The 25591-nt window shown below is 28.8% G+C and carries 23 protein-coding genes; 17 read left to right on the top strand and 6 right to left on the bottom strand.

The window, feature by feature from the left end; all coding sequences use genetic code 11:
• The first annotated feature begins 18 nt into the window (after window positions 1–18).
• The 5 genes from BUA92_RS03970 to BUA92_RS03955 all read left to right on the top strand — a co-directional run bounded on the left by BUA92_RS03970 (window position 19) and on the right by BUA92_RS03955 (window position 3230).
• Window positions 19–975, top strand: a complete 957-nt coding sequence (locus BUA92_RS03970) for a DUF2087 domain-containing protein (protein WP_073016980.1) — start codon at window positions 19–21, stop codon at window positions 973–975.
• Between the two features lie 11 nt (window positions 976–986).
• Window positions 987–1775 carry a GNAT family N-acetyltransferase gene (locus BUA92_RS03965; protein WP_073016978.1) on the top strand — a complete coding sequence of 263 codons (789 nt, stop codon included), beginning with the start codon at window positions 987–989 and terminating at the stop codon, window positions 1773–1775.
• A gap of 213 nt (window positions 1776–1988) precedes the next feature.
• Window positions 1989–2111: a hypothetical protein gene (locus BUA92_RS23700; protein ID WP_275299572.1), complete on the top strand. Its 123-nt coding sequence runs from the start codon at window positions 1989–1991 to the stop codon at window positions 2109–2111.
• Between the two features lie 143 nt (window positions 2112–2254).
• Window positions 2255–2917, top strand: a complete 663-nt coding sequence (locus tag BUA92_RS03960; RefSeq protein ID WP_073016976.1) for a Crp/Fnr family transcriptional regulator — start codon at window positions 2255–2257, stop codon at window positions 2915–2917.
• Window positions 2910–3230, top strand: coding sequence for a rhodanese-like domain-containing protein (locus BUA92_RS03955; protein WP_073016974.1), 321 nt, complete (start codon window positions 2910–2912; stop codon window positions 3228–3230). The genes BUA92_RS03960 and BUA92_RS03955 overlap by 8 nt, the downstream gene beginning before the upstream one ends.
• 56 nt (window positions 3231–3286) lie before the next feature.
• On the opposite strand, the gene BUA92_RS03950 is transcribed toward BUA92_RS03955, so the two are convergent.
• Window positions 3287–4198, bottom strand: coding sequence for a DMT family transporter (locus BUA92_RS03950; RefSeq protein WP_073016972.1), 912 nt, complete (start codon window positions 4196–4198; stop codon window positions 3287–3289).
• A 301-nt stretch (window positions 4199–4499) separates the two neighbouring features.
• On the opposite strand from BUA92_RS03950, the gene BUA92_RS03945 reads away from it, so the two are divergent.
• Window positions 4500–5108: an HAD family hydrolase gene (locus tag BUA92_RS03945; RefSeq protein WP_073016970.1), complete on the top strand. Its 609-nt coding sequence runs from the start codon at window positions 4500–4502 to the stop codon at window positions 5106–5108.
• Between the two features lie 42 nt (window positions 5109–5150).
• On the opposite strand, the gene BUA92_RS03940 is transcribed toward BUA92_RS03945, so the two are convergent.
• Window positions 5151–5765, bottom strand: coding sequence for a manganese efflux pump (locus BUA92_RS03940; protein WP_073016968.1), 615 nt, complete (start codon window positions 5763–5765; stop codon window positions 5151–5153).
• 230 nt (window positions 5766–5995) lie between these two features.
• On the opposite strand from BUA92_RS03940, the gene BUA92_RS03935 reads away from it, so the two are divergent.
• Window positions 5996–7360, top strand: a complete 1365-nt coding sequence (locus tag BUA92_RS03935) for a DUF2334 domain-containing protein (RefSeq protein ID WP_083553398.1) — start codon at window positions 5996–5998, stop codon at window positions 7358–7360.
• A gap of 69 nt (window positions 7361–7429) precedes the next feature.
• Here the strand turns inward: BUA92_RS03935 and BUA92_RS03930 are convergent, their stop codons facing one another.
• Both BUA92_RS03930 and BUA92_RS03925 read right to left on the bottom strand, forming a co-directional pair.
• Entirely contained in the window at window positions 7430–8758 is a 1329-nt protein-coding gene (locus BUA92_RS03930; RefSeq protein ID WP_073016966.1) for an IS3 family transposase, read from the bottom strand.
• A 111-nt stretch (window positions 8759–8869) separates the two neighbouring features.
• The gene (locus BUA92_RS03925; protein WP_073016964.1) at window positions 8870–11380 is read right to left on the bottom strand and encodes a vitamin B12-dependent ribonucleotide reductase; all 2511 of its coding nucleotides are present in this window, start codon (window positions 11378–11380) and stop codon (window positions 8870–8872) included.
• A 294-nt stretch (window positions 11381–11674) separates the two neighbouring features.
• On the opposite strand from BUA92_RS03925, the gene BUA92_RS03920 reads away from it, so the two are divergent.
• On the top strand, window positions 11675–12361 hold the full coding sequence (locus BUA92_RS03920; protein ID WP_073016962.1) for a putative ABC transporter permease: 687 nt from the start codon (window positions 11675–11677) through the stop codon (window positions 12359–12361).
• A 39-nt stretch (window positions 12362–12400) separates the two neighbouring features.
• On the opposite strand, the gene BUA92_RS03915 is transcribed toward BUA92_RS03920, so the two are convergent.
• Window positions 12401–13786 carry an NAD(P)H-dependent oxidoreductase gene (locus BUA92_RS03915; protein WP_073016961.1) on the bottom strand — a complete coding sequence of 462 codons (1386 nt, stop codon included), beginning with the start codon at window positions 13784–13786 and terminating at the stop codon, window positions 12401–12403.
• Between the two features lie 130 nt (window positions 13787–13916).
• On the opposite strand from BUA92_RS03915, the gene BUA92_RS03910 reads away from it, so the two are divergent.
• From BUA92_RS03910 to BUA92_RS03900, 3 genes are all read left to right on the top strand, one after another.
• Window positions 13917–14510: a TetR/AcrR family transcriptional regulator gene (locus BUA92_RS03910; RefSeq protein ID WP_073016959.1), complete on the top strand. Its 594-nt coding sequence runs from the start codon at window positions 13917–13919 to the stop codon at window positions 14508–14510.
• A 189-nt stretch (window positions 14511–14699) separates the two neighbouring features.
• Window positions 14700–16349, top strand: a complete 1650-nt coding sequence (locus BUA92_RS03905) for a GH3 auxin-responsive promoter family protein (RefSeq protein ID WP_139259315.1) — start codon at window positions 14700–14702, stop codon at window positions 16347–16349.
• Window positions 16350–16499: 150 nt separating this feature from the next.
• Complete coding sequence (locus BUA92_RS03900) at window positions 16500–18047, top strand: carbohydrate-binding protein (RefSeq protein WP_073016946.1); 1548 nt, start codon at window positions 16500–16502, stop codon at window positions 18045–18047.
• A 64-nt stretch (window positions 18048–18111) separates the two neighbouring features.
• Here BUA92_RS03900 and BUA92_RS03895 read toward each other — a convergent pair whose 3' ends face one another.
• The gene (locus BUA92_RS03895) at window positions 18112–19110 is read right to left on the bottom strand and encodes a ketoacyl-ACP synthase III (RefSeq protein WP_073016944.1); all 999 of its coding nucleotides are present in this window, start codon (window positions 19108–19110) and stop codon (window positions 18112–18114) included.
• A gap of 293 nt (window positions 19111–19403) precedes the next feature.
• On the opposite strand from BUA92_RS03895, the gene BUA92_RS03890 reads away from it, so the two are divergent.
• The 6 genes from BUA92_RS03890 to BUA92_RS03865 all read left to right on the top strand — a co-directional run bounded on the left by BUA92_RS03890 (window position 19404) and on the right by BUA92_RS03865 (window position 25415).
• Window positions 19404–20864, top strand: coding sequence for a methyl-accepting chemotaxis protein (locus BUA92_RS03890; RefSeq protein ID WP_073016942.1), 1461 nt, complete (start codon window positions 19404–19406; stop codon window positions 20862–20864).
• A gap of 152 nt (window positions 20865–21016) precedes the next feature.
• Window positions 21017–22186 (top strand): AI-2E family transporter, encoded by a 1170-nt coding sequence (locus BUA92_RS03885; RefSeq protein WP_073016939.1) that lies wholly within the window; start codon window positions 21017–21019, stop codon window positions 22184–22186.
• 274 nt (window positions 22187–22460) lie between these two features.
• On the top strand, window positions 22461–23255 hold the full coding sequence (locus BUA92_RS03880; RefSeq protein WP_073016937.1) for a MerR family transcriptional regulator: 795 nt from the start codon (window positions 22461–22463) through the stop codon (window positions 23253–23255).
• Window positions 23256–23269: 14 nt separating this feature from the next.
• Window positions 23270–23929 (top strand): GyrI-like domain-containing protein, encoded by a 660-nt coding sequence (locus tag BUA92_RS03875; protein WP_073016935.1) that lies wholly within the window; start codon window positions 23270–23272, stop codon window positions 23927–23929.
• Between the two features lie 178 nt (window positions 23930–24107).
• Window positions 24108–24524 carry an EamA family transporter gene (locus BUA92_RS03870; protein WP_073016933.1) on the top strand — a complete coding sequence of 139 codons (417 nt, stop codon included), beginning with the start codon at window positions 24108–24110 and terminating at the stop codon, window positions 24522–24524.
• Between the two features lie 138 nt (window positions 24525–24662).
• Window positions 24663–25415, top strand: coding sequence for a phosphatase (locus BUA92_RS03865; RefSeq protein WP_073016931.1), 753 nt, complete (start codon window positions 24663–24665; stop codon window positions 25413–25415).
• Window positions 25416–25591 lie beyond the last annotated feature (176 nt).

The following is a 25591-nucleotide window of genomic DNA, read 5'->3' as shown; positions in this document are numbered from 1 at the left end:
GATAGATAAGAGGTAAAAATGAAAGAATTGATACGTAATGCAAACATAGATGATTTTAAAAGAGGGTTTATTTGGGACAGTAAAAAAGGAGTTTTTGTTTGTTTAACTTGTGGTAAAGATATTGAAGAAAATGAGGAAGAACATGTTATGAGTCATGGAAATAGTATTGAGAGACTTTTAATGTTAGAGAAGAAGATTATTGGTCTTACTGATATTCAAAAAGAGTTTATATCCATGATTTCAAATAGATATGATGATAAAGAAATAGGAGAAAAACTTGGTTGTACAGAATCTACAGTTAGAAATATGAGGTTTTCTATAAGAGAGAGAGCAAGGCAGGCGAGGGCTTTCTTAGCAATTATTGAATTAGCAGAAGAAAATATGCCTGTTGAAACAAGTTTTAGAATTAGAACTTTTCCAGTAAAAGAGAATAAAAGAAAGTTACTTTTACCGAAGTTTGCAAACCTTTTTGAACCTAATAAAGAATATTCTGAAGCGGAAGTAAACAAAATTATTAAAAATATATATGAAGATTATGCTATTATTCGTAGATATTTAGTAGATTATGATTATCTAACTAGAACTATAGACGGAAGTAAATATTATAGAAAATATGAGGAGAATATTATGGATAAGAGACAATTGATTAATGAATACAAACAAAAAGAAGTGGAGATGGGAATAATACGAATATACAATAAAATAACAGGTTACTCCTATGTTGAGATTAGTGAAAATCTATATAAGCCCTTTGAGGCAATAAAGTTTCAACTAAATATGAATAAATTAAAGCTTAAATATAAGGAACTTCAAGAAGATTGGAATAAGTATGGAGAAGAAAAATTTGATTTTGAAATATTAGAAAAACTTAGTCCTAAAGAGAGTGCATCAGATAAAGAAAATATTGAAGAATTAAAAGCTCTGTTAAATATGTGGATAGAAAATCAAGGTGAAAGTTTGAAGATATATAATTAGGGGGAGAGTATATGGAGATTAAAATTATTCATGAGAGGGAAATAGTATATAATTTTTTTAAAGAAAAAACTAGATTTAATTATATTTATCAGTTCAATAATATTGATAAGAATAATTGGGGAAATGTTATATGTTATGGTCTTTTTGAAAATAAGGAACTGAAAGATATAGCAATGCTAAATATTAATTATGGAATTCCAGTTTTATTAGCTGCGAGTTTCGATGATGGTAATTATTCAGTAGAATTAATTAAAAGTATAAAAAACTTTCTCCCAAAAGAATTCTATACTCATATTGATAAAGTTACTATAGATAAAGTATTTAATGATTGTGATATTTTAGAATATGAAGAGTATATAAACATGGGAATAGATAATAATGTAAGTATGAAAGAAATTACTTCTACAGACATTGTTAGATTAGGAAGTAATAATTTAGATGATATAAAGGAACTGATTTTAAACAGTTACCCAGAAGCATGGTTAGATGATGATCTTGTAAAATTAAATGAGAACTTTGGTATATATAATAGGGAAAAACTAATTAGCTTTGCAGGAATACATGCTTATTCAGAGGAGATGCAAGTTGTTGCTGTAGCCCATGTTACTACCCATCCTGATTATAGAAATAGAGGTTATGCAGAAAATGTAGTAAATGCACTTGTAAGAAGCTTAAAAAATAAAGTAAGTTTTGTCGGACTTAATGTGAAGAATAATAATGTAAGTGCAATAAATTGCTACAAAAAACTTGGATTTAAAGAGTATGGAAAGTTTTCAGCTTGTACAATAAAAAGAACTTAGTGTGAAATAGTAACACTTAATTTAAATATAATATTATAAAGAGAATGAATTTAATGTTTATAGTGCTAGATATTAAGTTCAATAGATAGCAGTTATCAATAGAGAAAAAAATTAATTGATAATAAAACTTGATAAATGATAAAGGTTATGATATACTTATTAATAAGTAATAAAAAACTATGTTACTTAATTTAGATCAAGGAGGAGAGCAATATGAATATAGATAAAACTAATAATAAATCTAGCAAGAGTAGTAAGGCATCCAAGTATGATCTTGAGGAAATAAGAAAACATCTAAAAGAAGCTCTTGATAGTGTTAAAGAATTAAAAAGTTAATGATTTTTGCAGATATTTTCCCTAAGAAGTGTTGAATATAAACTTCTTAGGGACTTTTTTTATACTTGTGTGACCAAGTCACTTAATTTTTTTTGATTTCTTTATATAATTAGAATATAGAAAATAAAAGGGAGATTTATCAAATGAATATTAAAGAATTATATAATGTATATCCAGTTCTCGAAAAAATAGATAAAGATAATAATGGAATAATAGCTTCAAGAGCAATTTTTAAAACTTTATATTCAGATGAGTATATATCTAGCAATGAATCTTCCTGCCAAGGAGTAGTGTTTGTAATAAAAGGAATGATAAAGATTCAGAAGATTAATAAAGATGGGGAAGAAACAAATCTCTATAACATAAAACAAGGAGAATTTTGTCATGAAGCCTTAAGTTGTTTATCAACACTTAATTCTTTAAATATATCAGGAAAAGCTATCCAAGATTCAGAAATCTGCATTATTCCTTTTGATGTTGTAAAAAAATATCTCATAAGTAGCAATGGATTTTTGATGTATATGTATGAAGATCTATATAAAAAGTTCAGTTCAATAATAGAAAACAAAGAAGAGAGAATGCATGAATCTTTAGAAAGCAGGATTATTAAATTTATCATGGATAGAAATAGTAAGGTTGTATATGCAACCCATAGTCAATTGGCATTTGAGATTGACTCTGTAAGAGAAGTGGTAAGTAGGAAGCTTAAAGTTATGGAGAGACAAGGATACATTAAGTTAGAAAGAGGGAAAATAATAGTTCTTAAGAATTTAAGAGAGTTTGAAGGAGGAAATAAAAATGTTTAATCTATTAAGAAGAAATACTGGAAAAGTAATAAATGTAAATGATATTGATAATGTTATAGGGAAAGTTGAATTAATTGATATAAGGGAAGAATATGAATATAAAGCTGGAAGTATTAGAAGCGCTAAGAATATACCTATGGGGAAACTTTTAAATGAACCAGAAAGATATTTAGATAAGAATAAGGAATATTATATAGTATGTCAATCTGGAGGAAGAAGTTCAAGAGCCTGTAGCAATTTAGCAAGCAAAGGATTTAATGTTGTTAATGTAGCAGGAGGAGTAGGCTCTTATGTTGGGACAAAAAGAAAATAGATAGAGATATAAAAGGTTCTACAAGCTTATGAGGTTTGTAGAACCTTTTATTTATATTAACTACAAAAACTATTTAAAATCATACCTATAATGACAAGAGATAAACCTATGAAACCTAAGAAAGAAGGAAGGTTATCTTTAAATAGTATAACACCCATTAAAAGAGTAAATAAAATCTCTCCTGCTTGTGTAGATTCTACTATAGATAGTTTTAGTGGGTTTGTCTTTACTAACTCTGTAGCTTTGAAAAATAGGGTTGTAGCTATTATTCCAGAAAAAACTGCAACAATTAATGATTGAGCTATTTGATTAGAGCTTGGTGGGCCTATATAAGATAACCCCATTAGAGATAAAACTATCCAAAAAGGGAGACTACATAAAGTCATTCCAAATATTCTTTCTAGAGTAGTAAGCTTATTATCACAAATCTCCATCATCTTACGATTACCCAATGGATAGGAGAATGCTGCAATTAATACAGTTACGGTTATTATGAGCGCATTTAGAAAAGAAATATTTTTGGCCTCTTGAAATTGCATTATAAATATTCCAACAAGAATAATTGTTGAATTCATTATAGATTTTTTAGGTATTCTAGATTTTTTTTCAAGTTTTTTAAAAAACATAGGGGATAGCAGGGGTCCTGCAATTATAGTAATTTGCCAAGTACCAGCAACCAACCATGATGCTCCATAAGATGAAGCAAAACATAAGGGAGCATAAAATAAACCAAAACCAATGGTACTCCAAACAAACCATGAAATAGGAGATTTCTTTATAGAATTTATTACATTAATAAGCTGGTTTTTTAGAATCATATAAACTAATAAAATAAAAAACATAAAAAAATATCTTAAAGAGGCGCTCCAAATCCAGCTGCCTCCTGCAATATCCATTTGACGATTTAGTACAAAGGTAAAGGCAAAAAAGAATGATGATAATATTCCTAGTATGATTGATTTATTCATTGATAGACCTCTCTTATAAAAAGATTAATATATAACATTTTATTATATAACAGGATATATACAAAGGTTTATTCATAGAAATAAAGTCTTTGGAAAGGTACTTGACAACTAAAAAAGTATGTGATGAATTTAAGGATCTGGATTATAATTATTAGATTTTCTATGCAATAACATTTTTGAGCAAGCTTCAGAGGTATTATATAACATCCAAAGTTATATTGAGTTAATATAAAACTCCTATTACATTAATTGCAAATATAATTTATAATTAAAATATCATAAAATTATGCAGGAGGATGGAATGATTAAGAATATAGTATTTGATTTAGGTAATGTATTACTAGATTTTAATCCTTTAGACTATTTAAAAGCTAAGGGAATAGAAGATAGTGTTAAATGTAAAGAGATATTTAATGAAATATTTAAAAGTGAAGAGTGGCTTATGTTAGATAGAGGAACTATAACTGAGGAAGAAGCAGTAAGAGTCCTATGTGAAAGAAGTAAGGGGAATTCTGAACTTATTAAATTAGCCATGGATAATTGGTATGATATATTAACTCCTATAGATGGAACCGTAAAGGTATTAGAAGAGATGAGTAATGCTGGCTATAATTTATATGTTCTATCAAATTTTCATTTATTAGCTTATGAAAATGTAACTAAAAGATATCCATTTTTTAATTATTTTCATGGTGGTGTTATTTCATATAAAGAAAATGTAATAAAGCCAGAGGAAGAAATATATATAAGGTTAATTAAAAGATATAATATAATTCCAGAAGAGACAATATTTATAGATGATACATTAGAAAATGTAGAAGCAGCTAAAGTTTTTGGAATTAATGGCATAGTTTTTAAGAGTCCGAACAACTTGAGAGAAGAGTTTAAAAGATATAAAATTAATATATAGACAAGAGGCTGTTCAAATATTAACAGCCTCTTGTTTATATATTTAGTTAATTAATTCTAAAATACCAAGTATAATTAATAAAAATCCAGATAATAAAGGCGCATATCTTCCTAATAGCTTTCCTAAAAAACTATTTCCTAAATATTGTCCTATAATAATAGTAAAAATACTTAATATAAAGGTAAAGATTACGGTTAAGGAAATGTTAATTCCAGTTACACTTGCAGCAACTCCTGAGCCTAAGTTATTAAGTGCTAATCCAAAAGAAATTAAAAGAGATTCTCTCATGTTTATGTCTCCAGAGTTATCTAAATCAGTTTTTTTTGCATATTCAATCATATCATCTATATCTTTTAAAGCTAGATCATTGCTTTTGCTGTTATTTATAAGATTACTTTCGCTTTTATATATAAAATATCCCCCTAAGAAAATAATTAATAAAGAGCCTAGAGCGTTAGCTATATTGTGTGGTAGAAAATTAGTTATATAAAATCCTATGGACATTGCTAAAAATGTTCCTGTGGAAGTTATAAAAGCTATTATAAGATTAGAAAATATTTTTATATTTATCTTTTTTATACCATAAGCTATGCCTATAACTAAGTTATCAAGATTTGAATATAAGGCAAATAGCATTGCAGATAAAATCACAGACATGTTTATCACCTTCCTTTGTATTCACTTTTTAATATATGAAAAGAGGTAAAGGAAGGTTCTAAATAGTAAGTTAAGTGAATACAGGGTACAAACATATTTCAATGAAAAAGTAATAAGTTAAATAATGGTTAAATAATTATTATATTTATCTTAAATTAAGTTAATATTATACAAAAAGTGTATATTGTGTAGTATTATGGGTAGGTAACTTATATTACGGGGGGACGAAAATGAAAAGTAATACGATAAAAAGAATATCAATTGGTATTTTGATGTTGTTAGTTTTACTAACTGGAGTTTACGGATGTACAAACAAGACAGTAGCAGTTTCAGGAAATGGACCAGCTGATATTAATGAAGAAAAAAAACTCGATTACAGTAGTTTTAAAGAGTTATCTTTGAATAAAGATGATATTAAAATTAAATTTGAAGGGAAAAATTTAGATACAACGTTACCTGTTTATGTTGAGAATAATAGATATTACCTTCCATTAACAGAGATAGTAGAAAGATTGGAAGGGAAAATCATTAAAGAAGGAGATATAGTTAGAATATCTTTAAATAATAATGACATAAGCATAAACATTAAAGATAATAATTTCACAATTAAAGATAAAACTTATAATTTAAAGAAAAAATTAATGATTTCTGAAGACATAGTTTACATATCAATGTTTGACTTTACCAAGATTTTAAACCTTAAAACTGATTGGAGTTTAGATAATAAAACTATAGCATTTTTTAAAAAAAGAGAAAAGATTGATAAAAAAGAAGTTGGGGATGCACCTAAAACAGCACTTATAAGAATTGAAGATATTGGAGTTAGTAAAAATTATAGATACGTAAATGAAGAAACTTTAGAAAAATTGAGAATTGTATCAGATTATATGTACTCTGAGGGAATACCATTTCATGTCGCTTGGGTTCCAAGATATATGGATCCTAAAAGAAAGGAAGATAATGATTTAACAAAAGAAAATAATATGTATTTCTCAGATTTTTTATTTACTTTAGATTATTTTGAGGACAGAGGTGGCCTTATAGGACTTCATGGATATACTCATCAAGCAGGAGATGATGCTAGTATTGAAGGAAAAGAATTTGCAAATTCAAAGGATCCAAAATCTTATACTAAAGAGTTTACAGAAGAGAGAATTAAAGAAGCATGTGATACAGCAAAAAAATTAGATATTAAGCCATATTTTTTTGAGACAGGCCATTATACTGGATCAGATGATAACTTTAGAGTTATAGAAAAAGACTTTGATTATATCTATCAACCTAAAAAAGATGGCACTAAATATATAGCAAGTGTTAAGAATGAAAATAGAACTGCAAAATATATACCAGCTTATTTAGATTGTATAGATGGTAAAAAAGATACAGATAATATGCTTAATAAAATTAACAAATTACCAGCCGATGTTATGGCATCTTTTTTCTATCATCCTAATATAGAGTTTGAAGATATAAAAATTACTAAGGATGATACTGGATATCCAACTTATACATACTCTGAAGAATCAACTTTACATAGAGTTGTTAAGTTACTTGAAAGTAAAGGGTATAAGTTTAAAAAAATAACTGATTTATAATATACAAATAGAAAGGACTAGCTGTTTTTAATCTGACACCTATGTCAAGGACAATATAAAAAAAGAGTGTTAAGCACATAAAAGATGATTTCTGTATTGAACAGGAGTCATCTTTTTTAAGTCCCATTTATATCTATAATTATTGTAATATATTATATACTTGTCTATCTTACCTTTTAGTTCTTCGAAGCTTTTGCACATTTTTGTTTTTACAGAATCCTTCAAATGCCCAAAAAAAGATTCTTGGGGTGCGTTATCCCAGCAGTTTCCACGTCGTGACATTGATTGTCCTAAATGGCTCCTTTTAAGTAGATTTTGAAAAATAGGGCTGGTATAATGGCATCCCTGATCGGAATGGACGAAGGCATTTTTTTGCAGCTTAACTCTGCGTTGTTTTGTTAATTTAAAAATTGTTTCAGTTGCTATATCAATAGTAATTCGTTTAGATATGTTATGGGCTAGTATTTCACCACTTGATGCGTCTAGAATGGTCGATAAATAAGCCATATCTCCTCCGTTATATGGCAAGTATGTAATATCGGTTAGCAAGACCTTCCCAGGTATATTTTGTTTGAAGTTTCTTTCTAATATATTTGGAACAGTTCTATGCTCTTTAGTAGCTTTAGCCATTTGTTTATATGGGTTTGCCTTTCTATGTGGACATACAATATTGTACTTTCTCATTATTCTTTGTATTTTTTTGAGACTATAGATTATGTTAAATTCATTCTCTAAAATCATTTTTATAGAACGAGAACCTTTCTTGTATCCACGACGATTAAATGCTTTTAAAATAATCTTTTTAGCTTCTAAATCCCTATTTTCGCTAGCTATTCTATTTTCTTTTGAATTAATATGATTGTAATATCCCGATCGTGAAACAGTTAATAATTTGCAAAAATATCCGGTTAGTTTTTTGAAATTATGTTCCTTTATTGTGTCATATATTAATCCAAATATATCAGTAGTTTTTAGATTTTTACTTTTGTTTATCAGCAACCTTTCTGTCACGTCTAATTTTTTTAATAGTTCTACCTGTGATTCAAGTAACTTTATTTTAGCTTCTTGTCTTTCAATTATTTCTTCTTTACTCAATTCTCTTGACCGTGGACGTCCGCTAGCGCATTTTCGCCTATCATCTAAACCTATAATTCCATCCTTCTTGTATAAAGCCTTCCATCTATCAGCTGATTGTTCAATTCTTTTTAAACCTATTATATTAATATCAAATCCATTCTCAGAAAATATTTCTCTAGGTAGTTTTCCAGCCATATATTCTTCAATAAAGAGTCTCTTAAATTCATTTGTATATGTTATTGAACGCTCACTAACACTTAAGATATTTATATTTTTCTCTAGATTTATAATGTCTTCTTTCGTAAATAAAATCTTACTCATTCTCATCCTCCATTGCTATTTCTATTATATAAAAAATACCTACAGACTAAACACTTTTTTTCATGTGTCCAGTCTATAGGTATCATTTTATTTCAGCAGTCCTTTTCTATTTTAGCTACAACCACTTGTAGAACCACAAACTAAGCATAAAGAGCAGGTTCCATTTGGAACTATTTGTTCGCTTCCACAATTATTACATTTTACCTTATGATGACCTTCTGGGATAATTTCACTTGAAACATCTATTTTAGAAGGTATATTTTTAATCTTATTTTCAAGAGACTTAGCATAATCTAATAGTTCTTTATAATTCATAGATTCAAGAGACTTAGTGGTACAATCTAATGATACATTAAGTGGTTGTGAAACCTTTGAGCCATCTCTGTATAGTGCTATACATTTTACTCCAAGTTTCCAGGCTTCTTCATGAACCTCTTTAAAATCTTCTACAGTAGCATCATTAGGAAGATTTACAGTTTTAGAAATAGCCCCAGAAACAAAGGGGGTTAAAGCAGCAACCATTTTAACATGCCCCATGGGAGAGATAAATCTATATCCTCCAGAAGACTTATTTGCAGTATCAAAAATTGAATAATGATTTTTATTTAAATAAGGAGCTCCTTCTATTTTGCCATTTTCATCTATATATGATACTATAGATGAAATTTCTGCACCATTATAATTCAAGCTTTCTAAAGCAGTTTTTATAGTGGAGTTAACAAGTTTCATGTAACCACCGCCACTTAGATTTTTCCACACTATATGTGAGAAAAAAGGCTCTATGGAAGTAGTACCACAATCCATTGCTAAAGCAATTGTTCCAGTAGGAGCTATCACTGTAACTTGAGCATTTCTAAAACCAACTTCACTTCCATGTGAATAAGCTAAATTCCAAGAAGTTTTTAAGATTTCAGATAAATTATTTAAAGAAAGATCATTTAAAATTGAGTGATTAACTTTAAGTGGAGTATAATTTAAATTTTCAAAAGAACCAGATAGAGCACCTGCGGCTCTTGAGTGATTTCTAATTACTTTTAACATATATTCCTTATTAATATCAAACTTCGGAAAAGCACCAATTTTCTCAGCCATAAGTGAAGAAACATAATAAGAATATCCAGTAACAACTCCCATTAAAGCTGCAGAAATTGTTCTTCCCTCTTCACTATCATAAGGAATTGCCATGGCCATTAAAGTTGAACCAGTATTAGCAATACCTAGACCAGTAGTTCTAAACATAAAGGATTTTCTTGCAATTTCTTCTGTAGGAAATTGACCTTGATAAATTGTGGTATCTAAAACAATTTGAATTAATGCAGTTAGATGTGTTAAAGCATCTAAATCAAAGGTCTTCTTATGTTCATCGTAAAACTTTCTTATGTTTATACTTGCTAGGTTACATGCGGTATCATCAAGGAAATGATACTCAGAGCAAGGATTTGATGCATTAATTTTATTGTGTTTAGACCCATATAAACCATCTTCTCCAGAAGGGCAAGTGTGCCATGCATTTATTGTATCATCAAATTGAGGAGCTGGATCTGCACAGTTCCAAGAACTTTCATTAAAACTATCCCACAATTCTTTTACTGAGATTTTTCTATTAACAGCATCACTTTTTCTTCCTTTAAGAAGAATAGTTTCCTCAGAATTAGTGGTGGCTTTTTTCATAAATTCGTCTGAAAAACGTACAGAATTATTAGCGTTTTGTCCAGAAACAGTTTCATATGCTTCTCCTTCAAAACCTATGTCATACCCCATTTTACCTAAATCTCTTACTTTTTGTTCTTCTCTTGATTTCCAAGTTATAAAATCCATTATTTCTGGATGGTTATAATCTAAACAAACCATTTTTGCAGCTCTTCTAGTAGTTCCACCAGATTTTATAGCACCTGCATTTCTATCAAGTACCTTTAAGAAAGACATTAGGCCTGAGGATTTGCCACCACCAGATAAAGGCTCATCTAATGCTCTTATGTTTGAGAAATTGGTACCTGTACCAGAACCAAGTTTGAAAAGTCTAGTTTCAGTAGTTATTAAATCTGTAATAGAACCAGGGCCTAGCAACTTATCTTCAATTTTGTTTATAAAACATGCAGAACCTTGAGTCCTAGTGTATGCATCTTTTGATTGAAGAGTTTTACCTAAATCTTCATCATAATAAAAATGTCCCTCAGCTTCCTTACTTATATTATAAGAGAGTTTTAATCCAGTATTAAACCATTGAGGTGAGTTAGGAGCCCACATTTGATTTAAGAGAGCAAAAGCAAGTTCATCATAAAATATTTGAGAGTTTTCTTTATTTATAAGTCCTTGTTCTAAAGCATAAGTAGTCCAAAAGTTAACTAATCTATGAGTTATTTCCTTCATGCTTCTTTCATAGCCAAGAGAGTTTGGAACACCACTTTGTCTAAAATATTTACTGGCTATAATATTACATGCATTTTGTGAATAAAAGTCAGGAAATTCTAAATCTTCTGTGGAAAAAATAGTTTTATTAGTTTTATAGTCTACAATATGAACAGCTACGCTCTTCCATTTAAAAAGATCATAAACACTCTTATTAGTAGTCTCTAATTCTTTAGTAAAATATCTAGTTATTAGTTTATATAAGTCATTCATAAAACAAATCTCCTTCAAATAAAAACTTCATTAATATATTTTACACACAATATATTGTGGAATGCAAAAATTGAAATACTATATATAGTTGAATAGTCATGAGTTTTATTAGTAAATAATGCTATTATCTTATCATTTCTAAGTTTTTTAATGCATGAGAAAGTATATAGCTTAAAATTATACATTGTGAATGAGAAAGGGGATTTGAGAAGAGATTATTAAAAAAATAATGGTATATAAGCAGATAAATACATATAAGTAGAAGGAAGAGAAATTTTAAAGGAGAAAGGTAGGATGATAGAAGATAATAAAAATACTTTAGAAAAAACAAATAAATCTTTTGCTAGTGGATTAAACTGCTACAAAATTTTTTGGATTTTTTTTATAGGATGTATTTTAGGAGTGGTTATTGAAACTATTTGGTGCATTATAACACGCTTTAGAATTGAGAGCAGAAGTGGTCTTATATATGGACCCTTTAATCTTGTATATGGCTTTGGAGCTGTTATAATAACTTTGAGTTTATATTGGTTATATAATAAACGTGATTTGTGGGTATTTCTTGGAGGAATGTTAGTTGGGGGAGTCTATGAGTACTTATGCAGTTGGGTGCAAGAAAAGATATTTGGAACAGTTTCCTGGGAATATAGTCAAATGAATTTTAATTTAAATGGAAGAATTAGTTTATTGTATTGTTTTTTCTGGGGAATATTAGCGCTAATATGGGTAAAACAAATATATCCAGTTTTATCAAATCTAATCGAAAAAATTCCAAATAGAATAGGAGCTTCTTTAACATGGGTATTATTTATATTTATGATATTTAATACAGGTATTTCAGGTTTGGTAGTAGAGAGGCAAACTGAAAGACGTGAAGGAATACAAGCGGTATCATCTCTTGATAAATATTTAGATAAACATTATTCAGATGAAGTATTAAGGAAAATATATCCTAATATGATATATGTTATTGAAAAATAAAAAGTTGCCAGTGATTATTTATTACTGGCAACTTTTTTCTTATATATTTGGATCTTCGGCAATCTTCTTTAAATTTTGAATCATACCGGGTTTTATTTGATTTGAATATATTTCATTTTTTATTTTGGGGAATTTAGTCATTATTAAAAATATTGTACTCATTATTTTATATTTAAGAGAATTATGTGAAAAATCGAATATTCCTAATTTCTTATAAGCCTTATAATCTGCTAAAAAAGGAAATCTAAGTTTACCATAAATATCATCTCTAAAAATCTTCGTACCTCCAACACCAAGGAAAGTTGAGGGTTTAATAAAATTAGCTAATGATAAGTTTATAGCTTTTGAAGCTAAAGCATAAAGCTGATTATCTATTTCATTTATAGAAGAATATTCATCAGTAACAAAATCTACTAGATTTGCTCTCTGCCATTGGATATAAGACTCAAATATTTGTTTTAGATTAGGTATTTGAGTTAATGGACCTGATATTATAAATCCAATCTGTTTACCTGTAATACTTGGTGTATGGGTATTAAAGAAGCTTCTATCAAAAAATCTTTTCCATAGAGAAGATAAATATCTGTCTTTAATATTTCCACAAAAAATTATAATATCTGAATTTCTAATTTTATTATTATAAAAAGCTATAAATTCATCTTTTCCAGTGTAAACACACTCATAGTTATATCCACATTTTATGCAACCTAAGCAGCCACCTTTTATATCTATTTCTTGAAGATTAATTATTTCTATATCATCTATAAAAAAGGAGCTAAAAGTATTGATCATATTTGATAGATTGCTATTTTCAAGAGAGTCAGTTATTAGAGTTAACTTTTTATTAGAAGTATCTATTTTGTTAAAATTAGCTTCACTTTTATAGGCTATTGGATTATGGGATAATTTAGAGTAGTTTTTAGTTGTAGTAATTTTGTTATTAATTGCATTAAAGTAATTTTCATAAAAGGCTAAAATAAGTTTTCTACTGCTTTCTTTTTCTAAATCATCCATATGCAAGGATAAATAATCTACAAAGTTCATGTCTAGGTCATCACAAATAGCATTTATATAGTTTATTGCAGTATGATCTTGAAAGTGAATTGATGTAGCTAAGGCGCAGGCGTATTTACCTTTAAAAGAATTAGTAACTTTTCTTTCAAAAATTAATTCAATAAATCTTTTATATTGAGATGCAACTAAGTGATAATAAAGAGGAAATGCCCAGATTACTCCATCACTAAGATTTATTTCATCTATAACTTCCCCAAAAAAGTTCAAGTCTTTTTCAAGCTTATTTATTTGCTGTGCAATATTAATTATCTTAAGTTCATGTTTAGGAAACTTCTTTTGAATATATTTGATATACTGCATAGTAACACTTATATCACCTTTTGGACTTCCGTTTAAAACTATTATTTTCATTTATTAATCCCCCTTAAGAAACTATGTTTACGGTGTAAACTTTATTCCATTATATGTCGATAAGTTTACACTGTCAACATATAATGATATAATTTAATAAAGAAATATTTTTTATTTCTAGGAGGAAAATATGAATAGAGAAAATTATCATCATGGAGATTTAAAGCAAGAGCTTATAGATAAAGGATTGTTATTGTTAAATAGGGAGGGCTTTGAGAAATTCTCTTTAAGAAAGGTTGCTAGTATGTGTGGAGTTAGTCATACTGCGCCATATAAGCATTTTAAAGATAAAGAAGAACTTATAGAAGAGATTATCAAAAAAGTGTGGAAAAGTTTTAATATAGCGCTATCAGAATCTACGAATAAGTATAAATTTTCACCTAAAGAAGAAATCATCGAAATGGGAAAAGCCTATGTAAAATTTATGGTTGAAAATCCAGAATACTTAAATTTCATGTTTTTATGGGGGAATAGTACACCAATAAAGATAGAAGAAAATAAATTTAATTCTTATGAAGGAAGTGCTTTTGAAGTATTTAAAAATTCTGCTGAAAGATATTTAAAAGAAATTAATATAGATGACACTGAGTACACTGAAAGAATCTTGACCATGTGGAGTATGGTTCATGGAATAGCTATACTATTAGCTAAAGGAAGTATAAAATATAATGGAGATTATTTAGACATTACTGAGAAAATGATAAGAAGTGGGTTAGGAATTTAAACACTTAGTTCCTGTAAATGAATAATTGACAATGTAGTATCCAAAAGGATTTAAACCTATACTAAAGGTAAAAAACACAATATTTATCAGTACCTATAGGCACTTCACCTAGGTTTCTCATATATTAATTATGGGAAAATCTAGGAGGGGTGTTTTATCACGAGTATAATAAGCAAAGTGATATATAAAATGATGCTACAAGGTGGGGGAATAGTTGAAAAGAAATTCAACTCAAGTACGGAAAATTACAGTAAGGTAAACAATGAACTGTTATTTAAAATATTAAAAAACAATTCTAAAAGTGAATTTGGAATTAAGTACAATTTTAAGTCCATTAGGTCAATAAAAGTATTTAAGGATAAGGTTAAGTTAAGTGAATATAAGGATTATGAGAGTTATATAAATAGAATGGCAGATGGAGAGAAAAATGTTTTAGTTAGTGAAGATGTAGTATATTTTAGTCATACATCAGGAACTACAGGTAAACAAAAATTAATCCCTTGTGCTAAAAGCAGTAGAAAAGTTGCAGCAAAGTATATGGCCTTACTTATTAATAAATTTACCTATAATAATTTTAAAGATACTTGGAAGTTAGATAAAGGGTTAATGATAGCTGATATAGTGATGACCACATACACTGAAGGAGGAGTACCTATTTGTTCAGCAACTTCTGGAGGAATTAAAAGTATAAAACCTCTATTACCATTTTTATATACTTCACCAATAGAAGTCATGGAAATAAAAGACAAGGAAACTGCCTATTACTTGCATTTATTATTTGCATTGGAAGAATCTAGACTTTCATATATAAATGGAATTTTTATTTCAAATATATTAGACTTACTGAGAATTTTAGAGGAGAAACATCAAGACTTAGTAAATGATATAAGGAAAGGTCGTATAAATAATAACTTAAACATAGATAAGACTATTAGTGAAAAATTAAATAAGCTTATTGCTCCTAATTCTACTAGAGCGGATGAATTGGAAAAAGAGTTTAAAATAGGATTTGAAGGAATAGCTAAGAGAATATGGCCAAGGCTATCATATATAGCTACTGTAACAGGAGCGAACTTTTCTATATATGATGATAAGGTAAATCATTATACAGATTCAATACCTATATATTCTCCTGTTTATGCAGCCAGTGAAGCTATGATTGGAATTAATCCATATGCGGATAAAATAAGATATGTAATTGTTCCAGATACAGCTTTTTATGAATTCATTCATGTTAAAGATGGGGAAACAGAAAGCGGAGATACCTTAAGCTTAGATGAGATTAGATTTGGTGAAAAATATGAAATAGTAGTTACTAATTATGCAGGGTTTTATAGGTATAGGATAGGAGATATTATTAAAGTCGTAGGATTTTATAACGGCTGTCCAGAGGTTGAATTTGTATGTAGAAAAAACCAGCTGCTTAATATGGTATCTGAAAAGACTAATGAAGAACATATAACAAATTCAATAAAAAAAACAATAAAATATTTAAACTTAAGTTTGGTTGATTATACAACATTACCTGATAATTCTATTACACCTGGAAGATATATTTTCTACTGTGAGTTTAAAAATGATATTTCTATTTCTACTGTGAGATTGATAGAAGAAAAACTAGATAAGGAAATTAAAAATTCTAATTTAGCTTATGATAGAGCGAGAAATACTAATAGATTAGGAAAGGTAAAGGTTATAATCCTAGCACCCAAGACATTTAATTCAGTTAAACAATACTTATTCAATAAAGGAATATCTAAAAATCAGATAAAGATACCAAGAGTTATAACCAATAATACAAGCATATTAAATATATTAAAGCGCAATAGAAGATTATAGAATGTATTAATAAATATTGAAGGCACCAAAGGATAACTTTGGTGCCTTTTACAAAGTAAATCATGAAAATAGCTTATTAGGTAATGAAACTAAAGAATAAACTACAATAATATCCATATGATATACAAAAAATAAAAGGAGCGAAAAATTTTGATTAAAAGTAAATTAATTAAAAAGGCTGTTTCAGTTATAGCTATGACAACTCTTATGGTTACGGGGGTAATACTTGGGAATACAAAAACAGTATCTGCGGTAACATCAAGTGCTATTCCAACTCATGTCTTAGTAGGTTATTGGCATAATTTTAATAATGGTTCGGGAGACATTAAACTTAGAGATGTTTCATCAAACTTTGACGTCATTAATATTTCTTTTGGAGAACCAACTACAGTTACATCTGGGGATATAAGATTTACTCCATATAATGCAACGGATTCTGAATTTAAAAGTGATGTTCAATATCTTCAAAGTAAAGGAAAAAAGGTTTTACTATCTATAGGAGGACAAAATGGTGAGGTTCAACTAACAAGTGCTGGAGCTGTTACTAGTTTTGTTAATTCCGTAAGTACTATTATTGATAGATATGGATTAGATGGATTAGATGTAGATTTTGAAGGACATTCACTTCATTTAGATGCAGGAGATAAGGATTTTAAGAATCCTACAACGCCAGTTATAGTTAATACTATTAGTGCATTAAAACAATTGAAAGCAAAATACGGTACGAATTTTGTTTTAACTATGGCACCTGAAACTTTTTTTGTTCAACTTGGACATACCTATTATGGCGGATTAAATTCATATGTTGATAATAGAGCAGGATCCTTTTTGCCAGTAATCTATGGACTTAGGGATTCTTTAAATTGGGTTCAAGTACAATATTACAATTCGGGTTCAATAAATGATATAAATGGAAAGGCACAATCCATGGGAACTGGTGAATTTTACGCATCTTTAGCTGATATGCTATTAACTGGCTTTAATGTAAATAATGATACTAATTACTTCTTCCCAGCATTAAGACAAGATCAAGTTGTTATTGGTGTTCCAAGCTGTAATAGTGCAGGAAATGGATATGTTTCAAATTCTGAAGTTCAAAGCGCTTTAGATGGATTAATTTATGGAGGAACCGTTGGAAGCTATAAGATTAATAATAAATACCCTAATCTAAGAGGGCTTATGACTTGGTCAATAAATTGGGATAAGTATACAAACTACAACTGGTCAAACTATTTCAGAAACTATTTTAATAATTTAACTTCACCTACTAACACACTTAAAGCAGCAACTTTAAGCTCTTCAGCTGTTACGAGTGGAAACTATACAATATCTGCAGTAATTCCAGGTTATAATACTGCAACATCATATAAGATTTATGAAGGAACAACTGTAATAACCTCAGGAAGTTTAACTCCAGGACAAGCAAGTAAAACTATTAACTATAATATTACATCAAAAACTCCAGGCACTTATTCATATAAATGTGAATTAAGTGATGGTAGTAAAACGGTTACTTCGAATCAGATATCAGTAACAGTTTCAAGTTCTACAAATAACAATGCATGGGTTCCAAATCATGCATATAAAGTTGGTGATATAGTAACTTATAATGGAGGTACTTATATGTGCCGTCAAGCCCATACCTCATTATTAGGTTGGGAACCAAGTTCTGTACCGGCTTTATGGCTACAACAATAACAGTGATTTATATGTAAGAAATAAAGAGTTGTCCATAGCTTAGGCTTGAACAACTCTTTATTATTTAATATCTTAAAAGAACACATGAAGCTATTACTCCAGCGCCTACTGTCCAAAGAATAACATGGTCTCCAGGCTTAAGTTTACCATTTTTTATAGAATCAGCTAAAGCTAAAAATGGACTAGTTACACCTGTGTAACCAAACCTGTCTCCTACAAAAGGGAATTTCTCAACAGGTTCTTCTAGCGTAGCTTGAATCATATCAATATTTTTTTTTGCAAATTGAGATAAACAATAAAGTTTAACATCATTTTTAGTTAAATTATTTCTTCCTAAAATATCATTTATTGAATCTACAGAACTTGCAAAAGCATCATCTGTATTAAAGTCTATCCACTCTATTATTCTATTATCTTTTTCAGGGGCTTCTTCGGTTGCAAGAACATTTGAGAATCCTTCAGGAGGGAAGTTTATATAGCAGCTTAAAGAACTGTCCACATAAGAGGAGCTATCTATAAAATCGGAAGGACCGCTATCAACATTTTCTAATAAAACTGCACAAGCTGATTCGCCAAAGTTAGCATAAGTTATAGCTTCGGATTTTCTAGAATATCTAATAAGTAAATCTGAGCCAACTAAAAGTGTATATTTTATTCTATTATTACTTTTCATAGTTCTGCAAACTTGATCAAAAGCATTTATCATTCCAGAGCAATTACCGTTCATATCATATGCATTAGTTTGTTTACCTAAACCTAAAGCTTCATGTATTTTGACAGCATTTGTAGGAGATAAATACTCTGGGGTCGAGGATACAAAAACAACTAGATTTATATCGGCTGGATCTATATCAGAAGTTCTTAAAACTTTTGTACAGGCTTCAATTGCCATAGTTAAAGAGTTTTCATATGGATCTTCTGAAATATATCTCTCTTTTCTCCCTGTAACTTTTAAAAGCCCAGAAATGTCTACTCCTTGTTTAGAGAAATGATCTAAAAAGTATTCGTTTGAATATTTTGTTTTTGGATGATAATAGTCTATCGCTTTTATTTTCACATTCATTTTAAGTTCACCCTGCTTTCAATAATATTTAGTATTTTTGAACTTACAAAAACAAAATTTTATATAAGTAGTTACTATTTTACTAAAAAATATATATAATGGGTTATTTTTTTATGTATAAAAATGAACCTTTAGTGAAAAATGAGGAATTATGTAATAAAGTTTGAGATAATATAGAAGAAAATATAATAACATGATAAACTATTAGGGAGATTATGACGAAAATATACATAGATGGATATTAAAACATATTAAGGATGATTATTATACAATCTCTAAGAGGGGGAAAGACAATGGATTATAAAAAGAACATTGATTTAAAAAATAAGATTATGCTTGCAGGATTTATAGGATCCGTAATATTAAGAGTTATATTTGATGTTATTTTGAAAGTAGATCAAAAGGCTATAGTGATTTTAATAGCGGCAGCTATACCTTTAGCTTTAGTTGACATCATTCTAGTGCTAAGAAAAAAAATCATACCGGCTATGTATTTTGGGATATTTATGTATGGGGTCGTAATATTTATAATGTTTATATCTGATCCTAATTGGGCAAATTTTATTTTGATTTATTATGGGGTAATGCTTATTAGTGTTTATCAAGATTTTAAAGTATTGATAATAGAGGCTCTGGTATCCTCAGCATTAATTATATATTTCTTTTTAACATATAAGACAAGCCTATTTGCTTCTGTAGGCTATGAAGAATTGATATTTTACATATTATACATTGTAGCAGCATCAGCTGTACTATCTATTAATGCATTTATAACTAAAACAATATATAAGAACATAGAAGACAACCATAAAGAAACGAAAGAGGCAAAACAAAAAGCAGAAGTATTATTAGAAAAGATATACACCACTATAAAAACTTTAACAGATGCTAACAAAAAAATAAGAAATGGAATCTCTTCAACAGGTCAGATAACAGAGGAGATTACAAGCTCAACTAGTGAGGTTTCATCAGGAGCTTCAAATCAAGTAGAGGTAGTAGACAGCATGAAATCTGTCATGGAAGTTGGAGTAGAGAAGGTTGAGGAAGTTACAAACGCAATAAGAACTATGGAAGAACTTTCAAGGTCTACGGAAAATGTTGTGTTAGAAGGTACAAATAAAGTGGATATACTATCATCAGAAATGAACAAGGTTAATTCAGATATTACTAGTGTAGTTTCATTAATAACTGAGTTAAGTGAAGAAAATAGCAAAATAGTACAAATAATAAACAGTATTACAGAAATATCAGAGCAAACGAATCTTTTGGCACTTAATGCATCAATTGAAGCAGCAAGAGCTGGAGAACATGGTAAGGGTTTTGCTGTAGTAGCTGAAGAAGTTAGAAAATTAGCAGAGGACTCAAAAGCATCAACAGATAAAGTTGAATCAATACTTAATAATATATCCAATAAAACGCAAGTAGTTGCGAATCAAATACTTAAAGAGCAAAAATCTATACAGGCTTGTAATGACCATACAAATGATGTAAAAGATTTATTTAAAAATGTTAATTCTAATACTTCGAATGTACTTAGTCATTCAAAAAATGTTAGTTCTCAGTATAGAATCTTAGAAAAATCTATGAAAGATTCCTTAGATTCTGTTCATAATATCAGCGATAATGTTGAAGAAACAGCAGCATCTATGGAGCAAATCTTTTTAGCAATAAACGAATTAAATAAAAGCATAGTAGATATGACAAGCAGTTATAACGAAATCGATAATATATGTAAAGAGTTAGAAAGCTTATAAAATAAAAACCATTATTACATTTGTGATAATGGTTTTTACATATTAGAAATTATTTGTTCTTTACTGATTGACATATATTTATTATAATTATAAATAACCATATAATAAGGTAATAAAAATTATAATAAATTATTCAGGAGGATTTGGCATTAATGAAATTAGATAAAAAACTAATACAGTATTGCTTATATTTTGCAGGAACGGCTCTTTTAATTTATGCTGGTATAAGTCTTTTCGATAATATAGGAGGAATAATTAATTTTATTTCACGAACTATAGGATATTTTATGCAATTAATAAAGCCTCTTTTTATAGCATTAATAATAGCATATCTACTTTATCCTGGAGTTAAATTTATTGAAGAATTTTTAAGAAAAAATAACATATTTAAAAAAGAAGGCACAAGACGAACAGTTGGAATAGTAACTATGTACATATTAGTAATGGCAATATTTATAGCTATAATTTCTGGTATATATATCATGGTTGGAGGCAAACTTTCAAATAATACATCCATAACAAATATGACCGCGTATTTAACGGATTACTTAAACAATTCAACTCTTTCAGTAAATTCTATAAGTGAAAAGCTAGAAAGTTTAAATATTTCTCTTCTTGGAGGAAATTTAAATGATAAAATAGCGCAAATAGTAAGCTCTATACAGGTGTATGTAACAAACAGTATAGGGGCTATGGGGAACTTTGTAGTTAATACAGGTGGAAATATTGCAACATTTTTTATAGCTTTAGTTCTTAGTATTTATCTTATAAAGGATTCAGAATACTTTATGGATTTATGGAATAAGATTTTTAATCTTATCTTTGGAAAGAGCAAGTCTGGAAATAAGTTGAAAGAAATATTTAATATAATCAATGATACTTTTAATAATTATATAAAAGGACAACTATTAGAAGCATTTATGGTTGGAGTATTATCAACAATTGCATTATTCCTTATAGGAATAGACTATGCCTTAGTTATAGGTATAATAGCTGGTATTTGTAACATGATACCATATATAGGACCAGTTGTCGGAACTATACTTGCTGTAGTTATGGCTTTATTAAGTGGAGAACCAATAACTGCCGTATGGGCAATCATAGGAATGCTTGTGGTTCAGCAAATAGACAATAATTTATTAGCACCTAAAATAGTTGGTGATAGTGTAGGGTTACATCCAGTATTTACTATGCTTGCAATACTTATAGGTGGAAATGTTGGTGGTCTTATAGGAATGCTTATAGGAGTACCACTTGCAGCTTCTTTGAAAATACTATTTAGTAGATGGTATGCAAATCATATGGAAAAAGTTGATGTTTAAACATAAAGTTAAGCTACAGAAATCTTTTTGTAGTTTAACTTCTTTTTTTGATTCTAAAATCATAGGAGCATAACAGCATTGGAACAGCAAAACAGGGAAGCATAATTGCATAAAAACATACTTGCATAAAAACATACTTGTGTAGAAACATAAAAGCATAAAAACATAGGAACAGCGAAACATTGGAGCAGTGGAACAGTGAAACAGCGGTATGAAAATATATTGACTTTCCAGTGCAGGGGACAGGTTATACTGATGTTATGGAGGTGAAGAGATGTATAAAATAGGTGAGTTTTCAAAGATAACAAATATGACTGTAAAGACTTTAAGATATTATGATGAAGAAAATATACTAACTCCATCTTATAGAGATGAGGATACTAATTATAGGTATTATAGCGAAGAAGATTTTAATAAGGCGGAGCTAATACTGATGTTACGAAATTTAGATTTTTCTATTTCTGAAATTAAAGATCTACTTAATAGCTATGAGGATAAATCAGATTTATCTTATTATTTACAAGAAAAGAAAGAGTTAATAGAAAAGAAAATTCAGCAAGAAAAACTATTACTTAAAAAAATCGACCTCTATATTAATTTAGATAAGGAAGAGGAGATTAGTATGAGCTATGAAATTAAAATTAAAGAACTTGAAGCTGTGAGGGTTGCATCAATTAGATTTAAAGGAAAGTATAGCGATGTAGGAAAGCATATTGGGAAAATATATAAAGCAATAAAAGGGAAAGCAGTGGAAGAGCCTTTTAACTGTTATTATGATAGTGAATATGCTGAAGAGGCCGACATAGAACTATGTGTACCAACATCAGAAAAAATTGAAAATGACGAGGTAACAATAAAAGAATTACCTAAGATAAAAGCAGTTACTACAATTCACAAAGGTGATTATGGGAGCCTAAATATGGCTTATAAATCCATATTAGATTATGCAAAAGATAAAAATTATAAATGTTTAACACCATCAAGAGAAATATATATTAAAGGGCCAGGTAAAATATTTAAAGGTAATCCTAATAATTATATAACCGAGATTATAATTCCAATAGAGTAGGAGGAGAGAATAGAATGACTCAAGTTAAGTTAGATTATAAAAAAGAGTTTAAGGACTTATATCTGCCTAAAAATGAACCAATGTTAGTTGATGTACCTGAAATGAATTTTATTATGGTAGATGGGAAAGGAAATCCAAATGATGAGGGCGGAGAATATAAATCAGCAGTAGAAATTTTATATGCTTTATCTTATGCTATAAAGATGAGCAAAAAGGGAAGTTATAATATAGATGGGTATTTTGAATATGTTGTTCCACCGCTTGAAGGTCTTTGGTGGGTAGAGAATGATGATATGGATTTTACTAAAAAGGATAAATTTGAGTGGACATCAATGATAAGACAGCCTGAGTTTGTTACAAAAGAGGTGTTCGAGTGGGCATGTAGAGAAGTCTCAAAAAAGAAACCAAAATTAGATGTATCTAGAGCTAGACTTCAAACATTCAAAGAAGGACTTTGTGTTCAAATTATGCATATTGGGTCTTATGATGATGAACCTAAGACTATAGAAAAGTTAGATAAATATGTAGAAGATAATAATTTGATAAATGCAATCTCAACTACTAATGAACAAGGTATAATAAAAAGACATCACGAAATCTATTTATCCGATCCTAGAAAAATAAATTTTAGTAAGATGAAAACAGTAATAAGGCATCCTGTAAAAAACTCTTAATATAAGTAAAGTTAAAAAATAAGCTTTAAAGTATACTTTTACTAAGTTTTAATTTAGTAGAATGTATACTTTTATTTATGTTATTAAACTAAAAATTAATATTTAATTTTGTAACGAATTAATTAAATCAGAATAAGCTAAAGTAAAGAAGTAGTGACTTTTATGGGGAGGGTAAAGAATGTGGAAATTATTTGCCATACTTTCAGCAGTATTTGCAGCACTTACATCAATTCTAGCCAAAATAGGAATTAAAGGAGTAGATTCTAATTTAGCTACTGCTATAAGAACTGTAGTGATAATAGTTCTAGCATGGGGAATTGTTTTAAGTACAGGAGGATACAAAGGTATAACCAGCTTAACTAAGCAAAATTGGACATTCTTAATACTTTCAGGAATAGCTACCGGATTGTCTTGGGTATTTTATTATAAAGCTATTTCATTGGGACAAGTTGCACAGGTTGCATTGATTGACAAATTAAGTATAGTACTTACCTTGATTTTATCATTTTTCATATTGAAAGAAGATTTTACCATCAAAACTTTTATAGCTGGAGCACTTATAACTTCGGGGACTATTTTAATGATCTGGAAATAAACAATTAGGTATATTTTAAATTTCAAATAAGATAAGAAACCTTGAGAAATTGAGGTTTTTTATTTTTTGTAATCTAAGTAAATAAATTAGAGGTATAATAGTTAGTGTAATTAATTCTTATATTTCAAGGAGGTAGAAATGAATATAGAATTGGACGTTCACACACATACAATAGCAAGTGGTCATGCTTATAGCACTATAAGAGAAATGGCTAAAGAGGCTTCTAATAAAGGTTTAAAATTGTTAGGAATTACAGAACATGCAACAGGAATACCAGGAACATGCGCACCTATTTATTTTGCCAACTTACGAGTGGTTCCAAGAGAGATGTATGGAGTAGAACTTATGCTTGGAGCTGAAATAAATATTTTAGATTATGATGGTAAACTTAGTTTAGAGGATAGAATCATAGATAAGTTAGACATAAGAATAGCAGGAATACATCATCATTGTTATACACATGGAACTATGGAACAAAATACAAATGCTATAATGGAGGCAATAAAGAATCCGAGAATAGATATTATAAGTCATCCCGATGATGGAGATTGTCCTTTAAATTATGAGGTTATTGTACAAGCTGCTAAAGAATATAATACACTTTTAGAGCTTAACAATAACTCCTTAAATCCTATTAATAATAGAAAAAATGCTAGAGAAAACAACATTAATATGTTAGAGCTATGCAAGAAGTATAATGTGGAAATTATAGTATCAAGTGACGCTCATATAGATACAGATATTTGTAAATATGATTTAGCATATGAAGTTTTAAAGGAAGTTAATTTTCCAGAGGAGCTTATAATTAATAGATCAATTGAGAAATTTAAACATAAAATAAACTTAAATAGAATTGCTGCACATAAAAATAACATGATTATCACATCATAATTTTAAATTTAAATTGTAATATAAATACATGATAAGTTTTATTTTTTATGATCCCCTCATAAATATCAAGTGAAACTTGATTCAGGTGATGTTTGATTCCCATCTGAATCTTAGTTGAACTTATCTAGGGTCGTGCCACTGTTATCTCCCACTTGAAGAAGTGGGAGTGTTACAGT

Source organism: Clostridium intestinale DSM 6191 (assembly GCF_900130055.1).
Taxonomy (GTDB): domain Bacteria; phylum Bacillota; class Clostridia; order Clostridiales; family Clostridiaceae; genus Clostridium_T; species Clostridium_T intestinale.
Note: the sequence above shows the minus strand (reverse complement) of the source record. Positions and strands in the feature narration are given on the sequence as shown.

What these genes read in the sequence shown, in the direction of transcription:
- BUA92_RS03925 (WP_073016964.1), bottom strand. Translation starts at nt 11,380, where the DNA reads ATGAATGACTTATATAAACTAATAACTAGATATTTTACTAAAGAATTA.
- BUA92_RS03915 (WP_073016961.1), bottom strand. Translation starts at nt 13,786, where the DNA reads ATGAAAATAATAGTTTTAAACGGAAGTCCAAAAGGTGATATAAGTGTT.
- BUA92_RS03945 (WP_073016970.1), top strand. Translation starts at nt 4,500, where the DNA reads ATGATTAAGAATATAGTATTTGATTTAGGTAATGTATTACTAGATTTT.
- BUA92_RS03870 (WP_073016933.1), top strand. Translation starts at nt 24,108, where the DNA reads ATGTGGAAATTATTTGCCATACTTTCAGCAGTATTTGCAGCACTTACA.
- BUA92_RS03955 (WP_073016974.1), top strand. Translation starts at nt 2,910, where the DNA reads ATGTTTAATCTATTAAGAAGAAATACTGGAAAAGTAATAAATGTAAAT.
- BUA92_RS03880 (WP_073016937.1), top strand. Translation starts at nt 22,461, where the DNA reads ATGTATAAAATAGGTGAGTTTTCAAAGATAACAAATATGACTGTAAAG.
- BUA92_RS03905 (WP_139259315.1), top strand. Translation starts at nt 14,700, where the DNA reads ATGATGCTACAAGGTGGGGGAATAGTTGAAAAGAAATTCAACTCAAGT.
- BUA92_RS03960 (WP_073016976.1), top strand. Translation starts at nt 2,255, where the DNA reads ATGAATATTAAAGAATTATATAATGTATATCCAGTTCTCGAAAAAATA.
- BUA92_RS03865 (WP_073016931.1), top strand. Translation starts at nt 24,663, where the DNA reads ATGAATATAGAATTGGACGTTCACACACATACAATAGCAAGTGGTCAT.
- BUA92_RS03930 (WP_073016966.1), bottom strand. Translation starts at nt 8,758, where the DNA reads ATGAGTAAGATTTTATTTACGAAAGAAGACATTATAAATCTAGAGAAA.
- BUA92_RS03940 (WP_073016968.1), bottom strand. Translation starts at nt 5,765, where the DNA reads ATGTCTGTGATTTTATCTGCAATGCTATTTGCCTTATATTCAAATCTT.
- BUA92_RS03970 (WP_073016980.1), top strand. Translation starts at nt 19, where the DNA reads ATGAAAGAATTGATACGTAATGCAAACATAGATGATTTTAAAAGAGGG.
- BUA92_RS03875 (WP_073016935.1), top strand. Translation starts at nt 23,270, where the DNA reads ATGACTCAAGTTAAGTTAGATTATAAAAAAGAGTTTAAGGACTTATAT.
- BUA92_RS03910 (WP_073016959.1), top strand. Translation starts at nt 13,917, where the DNA reads ATGAATAGAGAAAATTATCATCATGGAGATTTAAAGCAAGAGCTTATA.
- BUA92_RS03920 (WP_073016962.1), top strand. Translation starts at nt 11,675, where the DNA reads ATGATAGAAGATAATAAAAATACTTTAGAAAAAACAAATAAATCTTTT.
- BUA92_RS03965 (WP_073016978.1), top strand. Translation starts at nt 987, where the DNA reads ATGGAGATTAAAATTATTCATGAGAGGGAAATAGTATATAATTTTTTT.
- BUA92_RS03935 (WP_083553398.1), top strand. Translation starts at nt 5,996, where the DNA reads ATGAAAAGTAATACGATAAAAAGAATATCAATTGGTATTTTGATGTTG.
- BUA92_RS23700 (WP_275299572.1), top strand. Translation starts at nt 1,989, where the DNA reads ATGAATATAGATAAAACTAATAATAAATCTAGCAAGAGTAGTAAGGCA.
- BUA92_RS03950 (WP_073016972.1), bottom strand. Translation starts at nt 4,198, where the DNA reads ATGAATAAATCAATCATACTAGGAATATTATCATCATTCTTTTTTGCC.
- BUA92_RS03885 (WP_073016939.1), top strand. Translation starts at nt 21,017, where the DNA reads ATGAAATTAGATAAAAAACTAATACAGTATTGCTTATATTTTGCAGGA.
- BUA92_RS03890 (WP_073016942.1), top strand. Translation starts at nt 19,404, where the DNA reads ATGGATTATAAAAAGAACATTGATTTAAAAAATAAGATTATGCTTGCA.
- BUA92_RS03895 (WP_073016944.1), bottom strand. Translation starts at nt 19,110, where the DNA reads ATGAATGTGAAAATAAAAGCGATAGACTATTATCATCCAAAAACAAAA.